This window comes from Limnohabitans sp. MMS-10A-178, from assembly GCF_003063375.1.
Lineage (GTDB): Bacteria > Pseudomonadota > Gammaproteobacteria > Burkholderiales > Burkholderiaceae_C > Limnohabitans_A.
Genome location: NZ_NERY01000001.1, coordinates 640795 through 656703, shown reverse-complemented (window position 1 = coordinate 656703; position 15909 = coordinate 640795). Strand labels below are relative to the sequence as shown.

The 15909-nt window shown below is 54.0% G+C and carries 17 protein-coding genes; 12 read left to right on the top strand and 5 right to left on the bottom strand.

The annotated features are described in order from the left end of the window. Positions 1–61 precede the first annotated feature (61 nt). The 3 genes from B9Z32_RS03275 to B9Z32_RS03265 form a co-directional block, all read right to left on the bottom strand. Positions 62–808 carry a DUF3047 domain-containing protein gene (locus B9Z32_RS03275; RefSeq protein WP_108419926.1) on the bottom strand — a complete coding sequence of 249 codons (747 nt, stop codon included), beginning with the start codon at positions 806–808 and terminating at the stop codon, positions 62–64. A gap of 38 nt (positions 809–846) precedes the next feature. Beyond that, the gene (locus B9Z32_RS03270; protein ID WP_108419925.1) at positions 847–1842 is read right to left on the bottom strand and encodes a tripartite tricarboxylate transporter substrate binding protein; all 996 of its coding nucleotides are present in this window, start codon (positions 1840–1842) and stop codon (positions 847–849) included. 203 nt (positions 1843–2045) lie between these two features. Beyond that, positions 2046–3017, bottom strand: a complete 972-nt coding sequence (locus tag B9Z32_RS03265; RefSeq protein ID WP_199219931.1) for a porin — start codon at positions 3015–3017, stop codon at positions 2046–2048. A gap of 195 nt (positions 3018–3212) precedes the next feature. Here B9Z32_RS03265 and coq7 point away from each other — a divergent pair, with 195 nt between their 5' ends. After that, positions 3213–3881, top strand: coding sequence for a 2-polyprenyl-3-methyl-6-methoxy-1,4-benzoquinone monooxygenase (gene coq7 / locus B9Z32_RS03260; RefSeq protein ID WP_108419924.1), 669 nt, complete (start codon positions 3213–3215; stop codon positions 3879–3881). Here the strand turns inward: coq7 and B9Z32_RS03255 are convergent. Continuing rightward, complete coding sequence (locus tag B9Z32_RS03255; protein WP_108420956.1) at positions 3872–4321, bottom strand: OsmC family protein; 450 nt, start codon at positions 4319–4321, stop codon at positions 3872–3874. The genes coq7 and B9Z32_RS03255 overlap by 10 nt on opposite strands. A 221-nt stretch (positions 4322–4542) precedes the next feature. Between B9Z32_RS03255 and ilvA the strand changes: the two genes are divergently transcribed. Beyond that, positions 4543–6096 carry a threonine ammonia-lyase, biosynthetic gene (gene ilvA, locus B9Z32_RS03245; RefSeq protein ID WP_108419922.1) on the top strand — a complete coding sequence of 518 codons (1554 nt, stop codon included), beginning with the start codon at positions 4543–4545 and terminating at the stop codon, positions 6094–6096. Positions 6097–6121: 25 nt separating this feature from the next. Here ilvA and B9Z32_RS03240 read toward each other — a convergent pair whose 3' ends face one another. Further along, a complete protein-coding gene (locus tag B9Z32_RS03240; RefSeq protein ID WP_146179444.1) occupies positions 6122–6616 on the bottom strand; it encodes a hypothetical protein in 495 nt (164 codons plus the stop codon). Positions 6617–6665: 49 nt separating this feature from the next. Here B9Z32_RS03240 and gspG point away from each other — a divergent pair, with 49 nt between their 5' ends. The 10 genes from gspG (at position 6666) to B9Z32_RS03190 (ending at position 15903) form a co-directional block, all read left to right on the top strand. Next, on the top strand, positions 6666–7154 hold the full coding sequence (gene gspG, locus B9Z32_RS03235; protein ID WP_108419920.1) for a type II secretion system major pseudopilin GspG: 489 nt from the start codon (positions 6666–6668) through the stop codon (positions 7152–7154). Positions 7155–7160: 6 nt separating this feature from the next. Continuing rightward, complete coding sequence (locus B9Z32_RS03230; RefSeq protein WP_108419919.1) at positions 7161–7592, top strand: Tfp pilus assembly protein FimT/FimU; 432 nt, start codon at positions 7161–7163, stop codon at positions 7590–7592. Further along, positions 7589–7990, top strand: coding sequence for a type II secretion system minor pseudopilin GspI (gene gspI / locus B9Z32_RS03225; protein ID WP_108419918.1), 402 nt, complete (start codon positions 7589–7591; stop codon positions 7988–7990). Before B9Z32_RS03230 ends, gspI begins: the two co-directional genes overlap by 4 nt. Next, positions 7990–8679 (top strand): type II secretion system protein J, encoded by a 690-nt coding sequence (locus B9Z32_RS03220; RefSeq protein WP_233248040.1) that lies wholly within the window; start codon positions 7990–7992, stop codon positions 8677–8679. Before gspI ends, B9Z32_RS03220 begins: the two co-directional genes overlap by 1 nt. Then, on the top strand, positions 8676–9743 hold the full coding sequence (gspK, locus tag B9Z32_RS03215; RefSeq protein ID WP_108419917.1) for a type II secretion system minor pseudopilin GspK: 1068 nt from the start codon (positions 8676–8678) through the stop codon (positions 9741–9743). Before B9Z32_RS03220 ends, gspK begins: the two co-directional genes overlap by 4 nt. Beyond that, positions 9740–10990, top strand: a complete 1251-nt coding sequence (gene gspL / locus B9Z32_RS03210; RefSeq protein ID WP_108419916.1) for a type II secretion system protein GspL — start codon at positions 9740–9742, stop codon at positions 10988–10990. Before gspK ends, gspL begins: the two co-directional genes overlap by 4 nt. After that, positions 10987–11493 carry a type II secretion system protein GspM gene (gene gspM, locus B9Z32_RS03205; protein ID WP_158268168.1) on the top strand — a complete coding sequence of 169 codons (507 nt, stop codon included), beginning with the start codon at positions 10987–10989 and terminating at the stop codon, positions 11491–11493. The genes gspL and gspM overlap by 4 nt, the downstream gene beginning before the upstream one ends. A gap of 2 nt (positions 11494–11495) precedes the next feature. Beyond that, the gene (gspN, locus tag B9Z32_RS03200; protein ID WP_108419914.1) at positions 11496–12320 is read left to right on the top strand and encodes a type II secretion system protein N; all 825 of its coding nucleotides are present in this window, start codon (positions 11496–11498) and stop codon (positions 12318–12320) included. Positions 12321–12424: 104 nt separating this feature from the next. Further along, positions 12425–14485: a type II secretion system secretin GspD gene (gspD, locus tag B9Z32_RS03195; protein WP_108420954.1), complete on the top strand. Its 2061-nt coding sequence runs from the start codon at positions 12425–12427 to the stop codon at positions 14483–14485. Further along, a complete protein-coding gene (locus B9Z32_RS03190) occupies positions 14485–15903 on the top strand; it encodes a GspE/PulE family protein (RefSeq protein ID WP_108419913.1) in 1419 nt (472 codons plus the stop codon). The genes gspD and B9Z32_RS03190 overlap by 1 nt, the downstream gene beginning before the upstream one ends. Positions 15904–15909 lie beyond the last annotated feature (6 nt).

Here is a 15909-nt window from a genome sequence, read left to right as displayed (position 1 = left end):
AAGACTCTGAACTATGCAACAAAGAAGTCGGGTATGGACAGAGGGGAATCCCCATTTCACTTCAGGGCAATAAAGAAATAGGGCCATACCAAGCCTGGGCATGGCTTCGAGTGTTGTCAGTATCGGTCATGATGGCAATGCCAATCAAAGCGCCTGGCGCCTCACCAAAAGCTTTTTCGAAATCAGCCTTGATGTTGCGTTCGTAGGAAATTAATTGATTGACTCGCTGCGGCCCCGACTCAATCACTATTTTGCGAATTCGATCTGTTCGGGGATTGTGAATGACCGAATTGACGGGTCGGTGGTTGCACCACACATACATGAGCGTGGCATAGGGCATCGGCTTACCCGAGACCGCATGCGAGAGCTCGCTCAGCATGGCGTTTTTGGCTGAAAACTGACTGCGATCGCCATCAAAAGCCAACACCAATCTCACAGGAGAGTCTTCAGTTTCTCTCTGCGACATGTCGGCATCTGCTATCAATTTTTGAATTTGCCACGAAAAGCTCAAGGCATTCAAACGCTCAGGCTCGATGTGCAAATCTTGGCGCAACATGCTGGCAGATGCCTTTGCATTGGCCTTGAGCTTGTTGCGATTGTTCAAACGCACCAGCGAGTACTCAGTAGCCAATTTGCCTGGAATCTTCACAGACTCCCATTTCAATTGATCTTCTGGTTGCCAAGTGGCTGGCACCTGAGAAGCCAGCTTGGGGGTGCTGGGCGGCAAGCTGCTGCAAGCGCTCAAGGTCAATACAGCGACCCCTAAGCAAACAGCCCATCCCCATCGTTCAACTTGCGGCATGAACATGCTGTGTGATGTTAGTGGATAGGCCAAACCAAATGAAATTAACTTGGTTTGATTTGGGCTCGTTCAACCACGGTCTTCCAACGTGCCTGTTCTCTGGCAATGAACGCTGCGTATTCGGCAGGCGTGCCTCCACCTGGAATGGCGCTTTCGGCTTCATTGCGTTTAATGACTTCAGGCGACTTCATGGTTTTTGCACACTCTTGTTGCAATTTGTTGATGATTTCAACAGGTGTGCCATTGCGCACGGTGATGCCGTACCACTGAACGGTTTCAAAGTCTTTGTAACCCAACTCTGCCACAGTGGGCACATCGGGCAACACGGGAATGCGCTGCGTAGTGCCCACGGCAATGCAACGCAAAGCGCCACTCTTGATGTGCGGCAACAAGGCGGGGGTACCCGCAGACATGAACTCAATGCGGCCAGCCAACACATCGTTCAGCGCAGGCCCAGTACCGCGGTAAGGAATGTGCGTGATAAACATGCCTGTAGCCACTTTCAAGGCTTCAACCGCCAAATGGCCTGCACTGGCATTGCCTGCAGAAGCGTAATTGAGTTGGCCTGGTTTGGATTTGACATACGCCACAAAAGACTTGAAATCTTTGACAGGTACATCTTTGTGCACCACAAACAAACTGGGTACGCGAGATAGCAAGGTTACAGACGTGAAGTCTTTGTTGACGTCGTAGCCGCTGTCTGGGTAAATGAGGGGGTTGACCGCCATCAAGCCGATGTGGCTCATGACAATGGTGTACCCATCGGCCGGTGCACGCATGGCCTCTTGCATGGCAGGTACGCCGCCACCGCCGCCTTTGTTGTCAATGACAAAAGGCACACCCAACTGCTTGGTGAGCTCAGCACCAATGGAGCGCGCCACAATGCTAGAAGTGCCGCCTGGTGCAAAGGGCACGATCCATCTCACTGCTTTTTCGGGCCAGCTGCTTGTTTGACCAAGCGCAGGCAAACCAGCAGCAGACAAACCAGCAGCACCCATCCACTTGAGGTGATCGCGACGATTTATATTTTCAAACGCCATAACAGCTCCATTCAAATTTTTCTAAGTTGGAATATGCCACAAATGAATACTGCCCTTTTTAGAAAAGGATTTCTAATCAAGCGGCCAGCACTTTCCAAACAGCACAACAGACCTGCAAAGATGGCAGGCACGAAAAAACCCACTGTGTTGCCACAGTGGGTTTTGATTGGCTTAACTCTTCACTGGCTTACGCCAGCTTGGAATTAGAAGTTGTGGCGAACGCGAGCCACGAAGCCTGTGCTGCTACCAACAGCGTCTTGCTTGAACATGTCGGCGCCAACAGTGGTGCGCTTGCTCAAAGCGTAGTTGATACCAACGGCTGTCTTGGTGTCAGCAGTTGCAGCAGCTTTCTTGTTCTTGGCAGAGCTTGCCAACAAGGTGTAAGCACCCATAGGAACAGTTGCTGTGAAAGCAGTGATGTCAGCTGTTACTGTACCAGCAGCGTTTTCTGTCTTAGCATTGAATGCTGACAAAGTAGCAAAGCCGAAGTTGTAACGAGCACCCATAGAAGTACCTTGACCTGGTTCATCTTTGATAGATGGTGCACCGCCTACAACGTCACCACCAACGTTAGCGCTGTTCTTGCTCTGCAAGAACTGAGCAAGCAAAGGACCTTGTGAGTAGTTCAAGCTCATGACCGAACGCTCATTGTTGCGTGAAGACACTGATGTGTGGTAGCTGGCGTTGAAACCGCCAACTGTGGGTGTAACGTAGCTGACAGACTGGGCAATGGTGCCAGCAGCGATCAAGCCAGAGATAGTGCCTGAAGCGCCAGCGTTGGTGCCTGCACCGCCGGTACATGCCCATGGATCAAATGCGCAGTTGTTGGCTTCAATGATTTTACCGACGCGAATAGTACCCATGCCGCCGCTGATGTAAGCGTTAGCACCGTGGAACAAAGCTGCACCAGTACCATTTGAATTGCGGTCACCAGTGGCTGAGCTGAAACGCATCTGGCTGTCGAAACCAGCGCGCATGCCGCCACCCAAGTCTTCAGCAGTGACGATGTTGATGGCATTGGCACCACCACCCAAAGAGGCAACGGCCGCTTTAGCGTTAGCAAGGCCAGTGTCCATGACACCAACAGAGATGGAACCAGAAATTGTGGCTGTAGATTGAGCGAAGGCGGTGCCTGAGACTGCCAAAACAGCAAGAGCAATAAGGGTTTTTTTCATTTGAAAGTTTCTCCAAGGTTTTACAAGGGCCCAATTTGAGTGGCCTGCAAAAGCGCCGACCACTGAATCCTGAGCTAACCTCCGTTGTGGAAGTTGTTGCTATTGCACCAGACGACAGACCAGACTGCAAAGAAAATCACCAGAAAGCCGGCAATTTTGTTGCTTAAGCACAACAAGGGGGCTAAACTTCTCTCTATGAATGCCGATGCTTTGATCCTTGCCGCCGACAGCGCCTTGCGCACCCTATTTGCCAAGCCAAGGGCTTCAAGGCCTATGCCTAAGCCTCAAAAGCTGCTTCAAGTGCAGGCAGACAGCCAAATGCTTGAGCCGTCTGAGCCGCCCGAGCTAACAGAAGCAGAAAAGTCGCTTTCTGCCGCGCTCATGCGCGTCAACCATGTGGGCGAGATTTGCGCTCAAGCTCTTTACACAGGGCAGGCGCTGGCCTGCCAAAACCCCGCTCTGCGAGCCAAGCTCGATGCCGCTTGCCGAGAAGAAACCGATCATTTGTCGTGGACAGCGGAGCGATTGGAACAATTGAACAGCCGCCCCTCCTTGCTCAACCCCGTTTGGTATGCGGGTGCTTTTGCCATTGGCTATGCCGCAGGCAAGCTGGGCGGAGACAAGTTGAGCTTGGGCTTTGTCGTAGAAACTGAAAACCAAGTGGAAGCACACCTGGCAGAGCACCTGTCGCAATTGCCCTCCAACGACATTGCCTCCAGAGCCATCGTGGCCCAAATGAAAACCGATGAAGCAGCGCATGCGCGCATGGCTCAAAAGTCGGGTGCACTTGAATTGCCAGAGCCCGTCAAGAGAATGATGGGAGCTTCAGCCAAAGTGATGACCACTGTGGCCCATCACATTTGAATCAAATCAAAGCTGGTGGTAATTTCAGCTGTCTTGGCCAACATGATGCTGGCCGAGCAGTATTTCTCGTGACTCATGGCCACAGACCGCTCCACCGCAGAAGCCGGTATGCCCTTGCCCTTGACCGTGAAGTGCATGTGAATTTTGGTGAACACTTTGGGATCGGTGTCGGCTCTCTCAGAGGTAAGCTTCACTGAGCAGCCCTGTACGTCGTGGCGGCCACGCTTCAAAATGAGCACCACATCGTAGGCTGTGCAACCACCTGTACCCGCCAAAACCGTTTCCATAGGTCGGGGAGCCAAGTTTTGTCCGCCGTTTTCGGGCTTGGCAGCATCAGGCGCGCCGTCCATGACCAACACATGGCCGCTGCCTGTTTCTGCCACAAATCCCATGCCTGAGCGCGCACCTGAGGCGCCGGTCCAACTCACTGTGCATTCCATTTTGATGAACTCTTTCTTCAAATATTCAAGCTTAGCTTGATCTGCATCGTAAAGCTTTTGAAAAAGTATTGCACTGCAGCAAAATTTATGTAGAATTTCGAACAGTCGTGCTTTTTTATTGAAATTGGCACGAACCCTTTGTCTCCTCCACCCTCCGAAAAGGTGGATTTGCCCCGAGTCGCAAGACCCGGGGCATTTTTTTCGCCCGCTATCATTCGGGTATGACTGCGAAAAATCTCAAACCGGCCGATTACCTTAAAAAAATTCTGAACGCACGTGTTTACGACGTTGCCACCGAATCGGCTTTGGAGCCCGCGCAAAACTTAAGCAAGCGGCTGCACAACACCGTTTTGCTCAAGCGCGAAGACCAGCAGCCCGTGCACAGCTTCAAGCTACGCGGCGCATACAACAAAATGGCGCACCTCACGCCGGCCCAACTCAAGAAAGGCGTTATTTGCGCCTCTGCTGGCAACCATGCACAAGGCGTTGCCCTAGGCGCCAGCAAGCTGGGATGCCGCGCTGTGATCGTGATGCCCATCACCACACCTCAAGTCAAAATTGAAGCGGTGAAAGCCTTGGGCGGTGAGGTGGTCTTGATTGGCGACAGCTACTCCGATGCGTTCAACCATGCGGTCATGCTCGAGAAAAAAATGGGCATGACTTTTGTGCACCCTTTCGACGATCCTGAAGTCATTGCGGGGCAGGGCACCATTGCCATGGAAATGTTGCGCCAACACCAGGGGCGCTTGGATGCTGTGTTTGTGGCCATCGGTGGCGGTGGGCTTATTTCTGGTGTAGCCAATTACATCAAAGCTGTGCGCCCCGACATCAAAGTCATTGGCGTGCAGATGAACGACTCCGACGCCATGATCCAATCGGTGAATGCCAAAAAACGCGTCACCTTGAATGACGTTGGTTTGTTCTCAGATGGCACAGCCGTTAAGCTGGTGGGCGAAGAAACTTTTCGAGTAACGCGCGGCTTGGTAGACGACTACATGACAGTAGACACAGACGCAGTGTGCGCTGCTATCAAAGACGTGTTTGTAGACACACGCTCTATTGTGGAACCCGCTGGTGCATTGGCTGTTGCAGCCATCAAGCAGTACGTGGCCAAACACAAAACCAAAGGTGAAACCTACGCAGCCATTTTGTGCGGCGCCAACATGAACTTTGACCGCTTACGCTTTGTGGCAGAGCGGGCCGAAGTGGGTGAAGAACGCGAAGCCATTTTTGCCGTCACCATTCCCGAAGAGCGTGGCAGTTTCAAACGCTTTTGCGAACTGATTGGCAGCTTGCCTGGCGGCCCGCGCAATGTGACGGAATTTAACTATCGCATCAGTGATGCTGCCAAAGCGCATGTGTTTGTGGGCCTGACCACACAAGGCTCAGGCGAAAGCACCAAAATTTCCAACAATTTCAAGAAGCACGGTTTTGACAACCTCGACTTGACGCACGACGATTTGGCCAAAGAGCATATTCGGCACATGGTGGGTGGCCACACCAGCTTGGCGCAAAACGAGCGCCTCATGCGATTTGTGTTTCCAGAGCGCCCCGGCGCTTTGCTCAAATTTCTCAACCTGATGCGCCCAGGCTGGAACATCAGTTTGTTTCACTACCGCAACCAAGGGGCCGATTACGGGCGCATTTTGGTGGGCCTGCAGGTGCCTGAAAAAGACGACAAAGCCTTTGACAAATTCTTAAGCACCTTGGGCTACCCCTACGTGGAAGAAACACTGAACCCGGTTTACCGGATGTTCTTGCAACAATCTGCCTGAATTTTCAAGCTCAAATTGTCCAAGCTCAGGGCTCGGCTTTGGGCAGTTCTAATGTGAGGGTGGGTGTGTTTTGCTGGGCAGGCGCTAAACGTGCCAACCTGTGACCCACAGAATGCAAAACCCAACCTGGCGCTACCACTTGGCCTGGTCGATAAGCCTTGGGCGGCTGACCATCCACCGACAGCAAGGCACTGCCTTGCCCCGAAGCGCCTGCCACCACGCCCAACAGCGTCCATTGGTGATCGGCAGTTATGGCATTGGCGCCACTTGGAGCACCGGCTGCCAAGGGCGCGCCCAAAGCGGCTGCCACGTAGGAACTTTGAACATTTTGAAGGGTGGATGCTGGCGAGGCTGATTGAGCGGCCACTTGTAGCGAAGAAGGTACCGAAGAAGGCGCAACGGAAATACTTTGAATTTGCAACACCCAAGCAAGGGCTGTGTAAGCGGCCAAGCCCCCAAGCACCAGCGCACAGATCGCAGGCCAGAGGGATTTGGAATTGCCATGTTTAAGTTGCAACATGAGGGGATTATGATGGAGAAGTGTTAGAAAAAGCAGAGAGCCTTTTGTCATGAAATTAGAAAATCCAAATTCCATAGCCGATATTCAAACTTTGAACACCACAGCAGCCCCTCTTGGCCGCAAAGCCAAACAGCAGCGCGGCTTCACTTTGATTGAGTTGATGGTGGTGCTGGCCATCATTGGCATCCTGGCTGCCTTGGTGGTGCCCAATGTTTTAGGCCGCGCAGACGATGCGCGAGTTACTGCCGCGCGAACCGATGTTGGCAATTTGACGCAAGCCCTTAAGCTCTACAAGCTAGACAACCAGCGCTTTCCCACCGCCGAGCAAGGCTTACAAGCCTTGGTGGTCAGACCTACTGTTGAGCCTGTGCCAAGCAACTGGAAAAGCTACTTGGACAAACTGCCTGCCGACCCTTGGGGCCGACCCTACCAGTACCTCAATCCCGGTCTGAAAGGCGAAGTGGATGTGATGTCTTGGGGCGCTGATGGCAAGTCGGGCGGCAATGGGGCCAATGCGGACATCGGCAGCTGGCAATAATTTTCTATGCGCGCATCTCACGGCTTCACCTTGATTGAATTGCTGGTGGTGATTGCCCTGATTACCATTGGCACTGCGGCTGTCAGCTTTAGTTTGCGCGATTCCGCCCAAACTGTGCTCGAGCGAGATGCCGATCGATTGGCCGCCTTGTTTGAATCGGCCAGAGCCAGGTCGAGAGCCAGCGGCATGCCCGTGAAGTGGTACCCACAAACCACCGGCGTCAACCCCAATGGTTTTGTGTTTGATGGTTTGCCCAGCCAAACCCTGCCAGACAAATGGCTCTCGCCGCAAATTCAAGTAGCGCCCAACAGCCTTGTCATCTTAGGGCCCGATCCCATCATTGGCCCGCAAAGCGTGCAATTGCGAATGCACGATTCGCAGATGTGGGTCAGTACCGATGGGCTCAAACCATTTGCAGCCAGGCGAGCCGCGCCGTGAACGTCAAATCGAGGCCAGTGCGCCAAAAGTCACAAGCCAGCAGCGGCTTCACACTCATTGAAGTGCTGGTCGCTTTGGGCATTGTGGCCATCGCCCTCATGGCTGGTTTGCGCTCAACCGATGCACTCAGCAGAAATGCAACGCGCCAATCGACTCAATGGCTGGCCCAGATGTGTGCGGAAAACGAGTTCAGCCGCCTGCGACTTTCGAGGCAAGTGCCCCCTGTGGGTGAAAGCAGTACCAGCTGTTTGCAGGCCGGTCTTGAACTGCAAGTGAATTTAACGGTACAAGTGACACCCAACCCCAATTTCAGACGAGTGGATGCCAGGGTGGTACAGCGCAGCGGATCAGAAATCACGCCCTTGTTGCAATTGTCGACCGTACTGGGGCGAAATTGATGCGCCGCACCGATTCCAAGGCCCACAGCATGCGCAGCATGGCTGGCTTTACCTTGATTGAGGTGCTGGTGGCCAGCGCCATCTTGGCGCTCATGGCGCTCATTTCTTGGCGCGGTTTGGAGGGCATGTCCAAAGCGCAAGAGGCGCTGCAAACACGCAGCGAAGCCAATCAAACTTGGCAAGTGGGCTTGGCGCAATGGCGAACCGACCTTGACAACATGGTGAGCTTGCCAAACATCCCCGCACTCGATTGGGATGGTCGTGTGCTGCGCATCACGCGCCAGCACTCGCAAGATCCTCAAGCAGGCATGCAGGTGGTGGCATGGACTTTGGGCAATGGTCAGTGGACGAGATGGCAATCTCCGCCCCTGACTCAACGCGATGTGTGGGCTCAAGCTTGGAACCAAGCGCAAATTTGGGGGGATTCGGCGGGTCAGCCCCTGTCCAACAATACCCGCGAAGTTGTGATTCATGCCATTCGAAGCTGGCAAATTTATTACCACCGCGACGGTGCTTGGAGCAATCCGCTTTCGAGTGCGGGTAACAGCTCAGTTCAAAGCTCGCTGAATCAAGCGGCGGCCTTGCCAGAAGGTATCCGTTTGGTCATTGATTTGGCTGAGAGCGCGCAAGTCCAAGGCAAGCTGACCCTAGACTGGGTTCGCCCTACCTTCACGGTGAACAAACAATGAGCCGACCAAGCATGACCACCAGCAAGCATGCTCAGCGCGGCGCAGCCTTGATCAGCGCTATGCTGGTGGTGACTTTGGTGGCCACATTGGCCAGTGTGGCTTTGTGGCAGCAATGGAAGCATGTGGAAGTGGAAAGTGCAGAGCGGCACAGGGTGCAGGCATCTTGGTTGTTGAACGGCGCTTTAGATTGGTCTCGGCTCATTTTGAGAGAAGATGCTTTGGCCAGGGGCGGCGGCACTGGCGGCCAAGCAAATTCAAACACCGATCACTTGGCAGAGCCATGGGCATTGCCCCTTAAAGAGGCCAAGCTTTCTACCTTTCTGGCTCAAGATCAGCAACTGCGTGAGGGCGACCCTGAGGTCTTTTTGTCAGGCCAAATGACCGATGCGCAAAGCCGCATCAATTTGACCAATTGGACAGAGGGCAATGACAGCAAAGGCGGCACACAGCTCAATGAAACTATGCAAATTGCTTTGGTTCGTCTGTTCAAAGTATTGGATTTGCCTCTGATTGAGCTTGAACGCCTGGGCCAAGCATGGCGCGCTGCGTCCCAAGCCGCCAAGCTGGCCAAGCCCGAAGTGGGACAAGCCTTGGCCAACGTGGCACCTGGTACAGCCCTGCTGCCTCAGCAAATCACGCAGCTTCAGTGGCTGGGGGTTAGCCGTGAAACGGTGCAGCGGCTCGCCCCCTTTGTAACCATCTTGCCGCAACCGACACCGGTCAATCTGAACACTGCAAGCGCTGAGGTAATTTATGCCATGGTTCTGGGTTTGGATCTGGCCGCTGCCCAGCAATTTGTAGAACTGCGCTCGCGCTCGCACTTTGGCAATTTGACAGATGCTGGCAAGGCCTTGGGCGGGAAAACACTGGAGGCACGTTGGTTTGCCGTGGGGTCGCGCTTTTTTGAAGTTTGGGGCAGATTGCGCATGGAAGATCGCACGCATGAAGAAACCGCATTGATTTTTCGAGATACAGGAAATGTGACATTTGTGTGGCGACAAAAAATTGCCGGAATTCTCCCCCCAACGAACCAGCAGTCGCTTCTACAATCAAGCCAGCCATGAGTACTCAAATTTTCACGCTGCCGCTTCGCCCACAAAGTGGCGCAGCTTACCCCCAGACCGTCTTGTCTTCACAAGTGGCTGGTGCGCGCGACAAAGAAATTTGGGCTTTGGTTCCCGCAGAAGCCATTTCTTGGCACCGCATCAATTTGCCCGCAGGCCTTCAAAAACAATCTAACCGATTGGCGGCTGCACTTCAAAGCTTGATGGAAGAGCGGCTCTTAGATGAACCCGAGCTCTTGCATTTGGCATTGCAACCCGACTGGGAAGCCAATGCACCAGCCTGGGTTGCAGCTTGCAACAAAACCTGGCTCCAACAACATTTGGCACAGCTTCAAACCATGGGCCATGTGGTCCATCGCATCGTGCCTGAGTGGGTGCCCAATACCCAAGCGGGTGGCATGTCCGCTTGGATCAGTGGTGTGCCAGAGGATGCATGGTTGTGGGTAAGCGACACCCAAGGCGCATGGCGCTTGCCCCTTGAAGCTGGTATTAATTTTTGGATTGAAAAATTAAAGTCAGCCAATCAACAAGACATACCCGCCCAATTGCGCATTCAAGCAGACCCTGCCGTGGCAGAACTGGCACAAAAAGCTTTGCGCCAATTGCAGGCCAACGCTGCCACTGACACTGCAGATCGCCTCGCATCATGGCGAGCTGAAGTCGCTGCGGGTACGAGCCGTTATGCGCAAGCTGCCGCCTCCCAGTGGGATTTGGCGCAGTTTGAATTTGCAGCACATGGTTCTGCGCGTTGGCTTCAAAAAATCAAGCGCATTTGGCAAACGTTTGCCAATAGCCCTTCTTGGAAAGCCGCCCGCTGGAGCCTTGCCTTGTTGGTTTTAGCGCAGCTCATTGGCTTGAATGTGGCCGCCTGGCAACTCAATGCGCAAGCCCAACTGCAAAGCGATTTGCAAAACAACATCCTCAGCCAAAGTTTCCCCCATGTCACGGTGGTAGATGCCCCATTGCAAATGGCCAAGGAACTAGAACGCTTGCAGCGCAATTCAGGCGCCATTTCACCGCGCGATTTGGAATGGGTCTTGCAGGCCGTGGGCACTGCATTGCCAGCGGGTCAATTCATTTCCAATTTGGATTTTCAAGTTCAAGGCAATGGCGAAACTCGGTTGCAAGGCTTGCAGTTGTCTGAATCGCAAGCAAATGACTTTGTACAAGCACTTCGCAAGCAAGGGCTAGATGCGCAAAGCAACGACGGCAAATGGCGCATTGTGAGTCTGAAGGCCGGCCTATGAGCATGAAATTTTTAAGCAGCCTACAAAGCTTGCCGCCCAAAGACCGCCAGCGACTGTTGGCTTTGGCCTTGGTTTTGTTGGCCCTCATACTTTGGACATGGCAGATCTCCCCCGCCTTGCAAACCTTGCGCGACATGCCTGCCCAGTTGGCTCAGTTGCAAGATCAAACCCAACAATTGAAACTCATGCAAGCACAAGCGCAAGCTTTGCAAAAGTCACCGCGCGTTCAAGCCAAGGACGCTCGCACACTGCTGCAAAAAGTTGCCACAGAAAATTTAGACAATGGCGCCCGACTCAACATTGAAGGCTCGCGTGCCACGCTCACAATCAGTCGCGTTTCTGCAGAATCTCTTGCGCAGTTTTTGGCCTTGGCCCGCACACAAGCCCAAGCCTTGCCCATTGAAGCCCAGCTTCAAAAATTCACAGATGCAGGCGCGACCAAAACAAATACCCCCACCGATCTTTGGCGCGGCACGCTTATTTTGAGTTTGCCAGGCGTATAACAATGGCCAGCTTGCGCCCTTCTCACATTCAAAGCACTTGGTCTTGGGCCTTGGTGGGTGCAGTGCTTGGCGCTGTTTTGGCCGTGTTGGTTCATTTGCCCGCACAGTGGCTGGCAAAAGTGGTGTCCCAGGCCACCCACCAACAGGTGCAAATTCAAGAGGCACAGGGCTCTGCCTGGCGGGGTTCGGGCAAGTTGGTTCTAACAGGCGGTCAAGGCAGCCGAGATGCCTTGGCATTGCCAGGCCGCATCCAGTGGCAAACCGCATTGGCCTTCCATGGCTTTGAATGGCCACAATTCGTATTCAATTTGAATGCGGCTTGTTGCATGACCCAAACGGTGCAGTTGTCACTTCAAGTGGCCGAGCGTTTGGGCATCTGGCAATTGCAAATCAACGACCACCGCTCGCAATGGCCGGCCCATCTGCTCAGTGGCTTGGGTGCACCTTGGAACACGCTGCAGCCAGAAGGCAACTTGATCCTTGAAACCAAACAATTGCAAGTGCAATTTCAAACAGCAACAACTTGGCTTCAAGGCGGCTTGACCCTCACTGCAGAAAACATGTCCTCCAAGCTGAGTACCCTCCAGCCCATGGGCACCTATCGAATTCAGTTGGGTGGCAGTGCTTCGCCCAACGTCATGCCTTCATTGACCTTGAGCACCCAATCTGGCAGCTTGCTGCTCAGTGGGCAAGGTCAGTGGCAAGGCTCAAGACTTCAATTTCGAGGCGAAGCCTCTGCAGTGCCTGAGCATGCAGAAGCTTTGTCAAATTTGCTTAATATCATTGGACGTCGCCAAGGGGCGCGCAGCTTGCTTTCACTGGGTTGAACATCATGGTTTCACGACAATCTTCTTTCAAAAATTTGCCACAGCGCCAGCGCTTGGCAACTTGCTTGATGGGGCTGTGCCTCATTTATGGAATAGGTTTGCCTATGGTGCTGAGCCCAAGCCACGCTCAAGCTCAAACACAACCACAAACACAAACACAAACGCCAAAGCCCACCAAAAAATCCAACGCGTCCGGCAAGCAGGCCCCCGAGCCCGTCACATTGAATTTCAACAATGCTGAGATCGATGCCGTGGCCAAAACTTTGGCCACCTTGTCTGGCCACAACGTGGTGGTCGACCCTCGCGTCAAAGGCACCATCAACCTCACCAGCAATGTGCCTGTGGCGCCATCGCAAGCTCTTCGCCTGTTTGCAGCCCAGTTGCGCACACAAGGTTTTGCGTTGATTGAATCGGCTGGTTTGTATTTGGTGGTACCCGAGGCCGATGCCAAATTGCAAAGCGGCGCTGTATCGGCTGGCACAGTGCCCACCTCCAATGGTCAGATCGTTACCCAAATTTTTCAGCTCAACCACGAAAACGCCAACAATTTGGTGCCCATTCTGCGTCCGCTTATTAGCCCCAACAACACCGTCAACGTGAACCCTGGCACCAATGCTCTGGTGATCACAGACTATGCCGACAACTTGCAGCGCTTGGGTCGCATCATTGCGGCCTTGGATGTGGCCAACGCCACAGGTGTTGAAGTCATTGCTCTGAAACATGCTTTGGCCTCAGATTTGGTGCCCATGCTTCAGCGCTTGCTAGATTCGGGTGCTGCCAGTGGCGCAGCGCCTGCACCTGGGCAGTCAGACACGGCACTCAAAACCACTGTCATGGCCGAGGCTCGAAGCAACTCACTCATTGTGCGGGCTGCCAATGCAGCACGCATGGCCTTGGCCAGATCCCTCATTGTCCAACTCGACCAACCCTCCGCCTCAGGGCCCAATGCGGCCAGCGGCAATATCCACGTGGTGTATTTGAAAAACGCAGACGCCACCAAATTGGCAGCCACTTTGCGCGCAGCCCTCAGCGCACAAAGCGGCCCCAATTCAAGTATCCCCTCCACCACCAACATGCCCAACAACCCAGGGGCCACGGCCAGTGGCACCAATGCCAGCTTCGGTGCAACAGGAGGGCAAGTGTCTACGGGTGGACAAATTCAAGCGGACCCATCTACCAATGCCCTCATCATCACGGCGCCTGAGCCGCAATACCGACAACTGCGTGCGGTAATTGACAAGCTGGATGCACGGCGTGCGCAGGTCTTTGTTGAAAGTTTGATTGCCGAAGTGAGCGCCGAAAAAGCGGCTGAGTTTGGAGTGCAATGGCAAGGCCCTGTGGGCGGCAAAGGCGATACCAACATCGGTCTCTTGGGCACCAACTTCCGAGTTGGTGGCGCCAACCTCATCGCGCTGGCCGCTCAAGGCGCCAGTGGCAATGTGGCGCCTTCTTCGGGCTTGAATGTGGGCATTGCGCACAACACCAATGGCACCTATGTCCTCGGGTTCTTGGCGCGGTTTTTACAAACCACAGGCGATGGCAATGTGCTGTCGACACCTAACCTCTTAACCCTTGACAACGAAGAAGCCAAAATTGTGATTGGTCAAAATGTACCTTTTGTCACGGGACAATACACCAACAACAACACCAATTCTGGTGCCGTCAACCCTTTCCAAACCATCGAGAGAAGAGATGTGGGCCTTACATTGCGGGTCAAGCCGCAGATCAGTGAAAACGGCACTGTCAAATTGCAAATTTACCAAGAAGTGAGTCGACTCGATCCTGCGTCCATCAACTCCGCGACCGGCTTGATCACCAACAAACGCTCCATTGAGTCTAGTGTGTTGGTTGAAGATGGTGCTATTGTGGTGTTGGGTGGATTGCTGCAAGACGACTATGGCAACAGCCAAGAGCGTGTGCCTGGTTTGAGTGATGTGCCCATTTTTGGCAATTTGTTCAGAGCCGAATCACGCAGCCGCAAGAAGACCAATTTGATGGTCTTCCTCAGACCCGTGGTGGTTCGCGATGGCGCTGCTACCGGCGGACTCTCTTTGGATCGATATGAGCAAATGCGCGGTGTGCAAACTCAGGCGCAACCCGGCACCAGCCCAGGCCTGCCCGCTATGGGCGCACCCATTTTGCCTGAGCCAACTCGCAAACCTTGATGGCCCATCGCTACCCACTCCCCTACGCATTTGCGCGCAGCCACCAACTGTTGTTGGAGGACGATGGCGCGCGGCTGAGCTTGTGGCTTTGTCCGGAAAGCGGGGCCAATGCCATTTCGGAAGTCATGCGCAAATGGGGTCACGCAGAGTTGTCTCTCGATATTGCACACGAAGACACAGTGCAGCTCAAACAGCGCATCAGTCAGGCTTATGCGGCTCAGTATGGTGCCGGTGAATCGAGTGCCGCGGCTGTGGTGAGTGAAGTAGAGTCGGCAGCCGACTTGTCGCGCATGATGCAAGAGCTTCCCGCCGTGGAAGACTTGCTAGAAACCAGCGACGATGCCCCCATCATTCGCATGCTCAACGCACTCCTCACGCAAGCTGCGCGCGATGGTGCCAGCGACATTCACATCGAGCCTTACGAGCGGCATTCCAGTGTGCGGTTTCGCGTAGATGGCAACTTGCGTGAAGTGGTTCAACCCAATCGCGCGCTTCATGCTGCCCTGATTTCGCGTTTGAAAATCATGGCCGAACTCGACATTGCCGAAAAACGTTTGCCGCAAGATGGTCGCATCAGTTTGCGCTTGGGTTCGCGCGCTGTCGATGTTCGGGTGTCAACGTTGCCCAGCGCCCATGGCGAGCGAGCTGTTCTGCGTTTGCTCGACAAATCGGAGAGCCGTCTCAGCATGGCCTCCGTGGGAATGCAAGGCGCTACCTTGCAGCGTTTTCAGCAGTTGGTCACCCAACCTCACGGTTTGATCTTGGTCACTGGGCCCACCGGCTCTGGCAAAACCACCACGCTGTATGCCGCCCTGCAAAGCTTAGATGCCATGGGCAGCAACATCATGACGGTGGAAGACCCCATCGAATATGAATTGGCCGGCGTGGGCCAAACGCAGGTCAATGCCAAGATCGATTTGACGTTTGCCAAAGCATTGCGCGCCATTCTTCGCCAAGACCCCGACATCATCATGATTGGTGAGATTCGCGATTTTGAAACGGCTCAAATTGCCATTCAAGCCTCCATGACAGGCCATTTGGTTTTGGCCACCCTGCACACCAACGATGCAGCAAGTGCAGTCACCCGCCTCACCGACATGGGCATCGAGCCCTTCCTGCTGAGCTCTTCTTTGTTGGGGGTTTTGGCACAGCGGCTGGTGCGCAAAGTTTGCACTCAATGTGCTGGTGAAGGCTGTGTGCAATGCGGTCAAACGGGCTATGCTGGCCGCACCGGTATTTTTGAATTGCTCATCACCGACGATGCACTGCGGGCTCAAATTCATGCCAAGCAATCGGAAGCCAGCATTCGAGATGCTGCCGTTGCGGGGGGCATGGTGCTCATGCGCGAAGATGGCGAGCGCTTGGTTCAGTTGGGCATTACTCGCGCTGAAGAATTGCTTCGCGTAACCCGCGACTGACTACTT

Bases quoted from the DNA above. Each gene is read 5' to 3' on its own strand.
- B9Z32_RS03255 (WP_108420956.1), bottom strand. From the start codon at position 4,321: ATGGAATGCACAGTGAGTTGGACCGGCGCCTCAGGTGCGCGCTCAGGC.
- gspN (WP_108419914.1), top strand. From the start codon at position 11,496: ATGGCCAGCTTGCGCCCTTCTCACATTCAAAGCACTTGGTCTTGGGCC.
- ilvA (WP_108419922.1), top strand. From the start codon at position 4,543: ATGACTGCGAAAAATCTCAAACCGGCCGATTACCTTAAAAAAATTCTG.
- B9Z32_RS03270 (WP_108419925.1), bottom strand. From the start codon at position 1,842: ATGGCGTTTGAAAATATAAATCGTCGCGATCACCTCAAGTGGATGGGT.
- gspM (WP_158268168.1), top strand. From the start codon at position 10,987: ATGAGCATGAAATTTTTAAGCAGCCTACAAAGCTTGCCGCCCAAAGAC.
- gspL (WP_108419916.1), top strand. From the start codon at position 9,740: ATGAGTACTCAAATTTTCACGCTGCCGCTTCGCCCACAAAGTGGCGCA.
- coq7 (WP_108419924.1), top strand. From the start codon at position 3,213: ATGAATGCCGATGCTTTGATCCTTGCCGCCGACAGCGCCTTGCGCACC.
- gspK (WP_108419917.1), top strand. From the start codon at position 8,676: ATGAGCCGACCAAGCATGACCACCAGCAAGCATGCTCAGCGCGGCGCA.
- B9Z32_RS03190 (WP_108419913.1), top strand. From the start codon at position 14,485: ATGGCCCATCGCTACCCACTCCCCTACGCATTTGCGCGCAGCCACCAA.
- B9Z32_RS03230 (WP_108419919.1), top strand. From the start codon at position 7,161: ATGCGCGCATCTCACGGCTTCACCTTGATTGAATTGCTGGTGGTGATT.
- B9Z32_RS03220 (WP_233248040.1), top strand. From the start codon at position 7,990: ATGCGCCGCACCGATTCCAAGGCCCACAGCATGCGCAGCATGGCTGGC.
- B9Z32_RS03275 (WP_108419926.1), bottom strand. From the start codon at position 808: ATGTTCATGCCGCAAGTTGAACGATGGGGATGGGCTGTTTGCTTAGGG.
- B9Z32_RS03265 (WP_199219931.1), bottom strand. From the start codon at position 3,017: ATGAAAAAAACCCTTATTGCTCTTGCTGTTTTGGCAGTCTCAGGCACC.
- gspG (WP_108419920.1), top strand. From the start codon at position 6,666: ATGAAATTAGAAAATCCAAATTCCATAGCCGATATTCAAACTTTGAAC.
- B9Z32_RS03240 (WP_146179444.1), bottom strand. From the start codon at position 6,616: ATGTTGCAACTTAAACATGGCAATTCCAAATCCCTCTGGCCTGCGATC.
- gspD (WP_108420954.1), top strand. From the start codon at position 12,425: ATGGTGCTGAGCCCAAGCCACGCTCAAGCTCAAACACAACCACAAACA.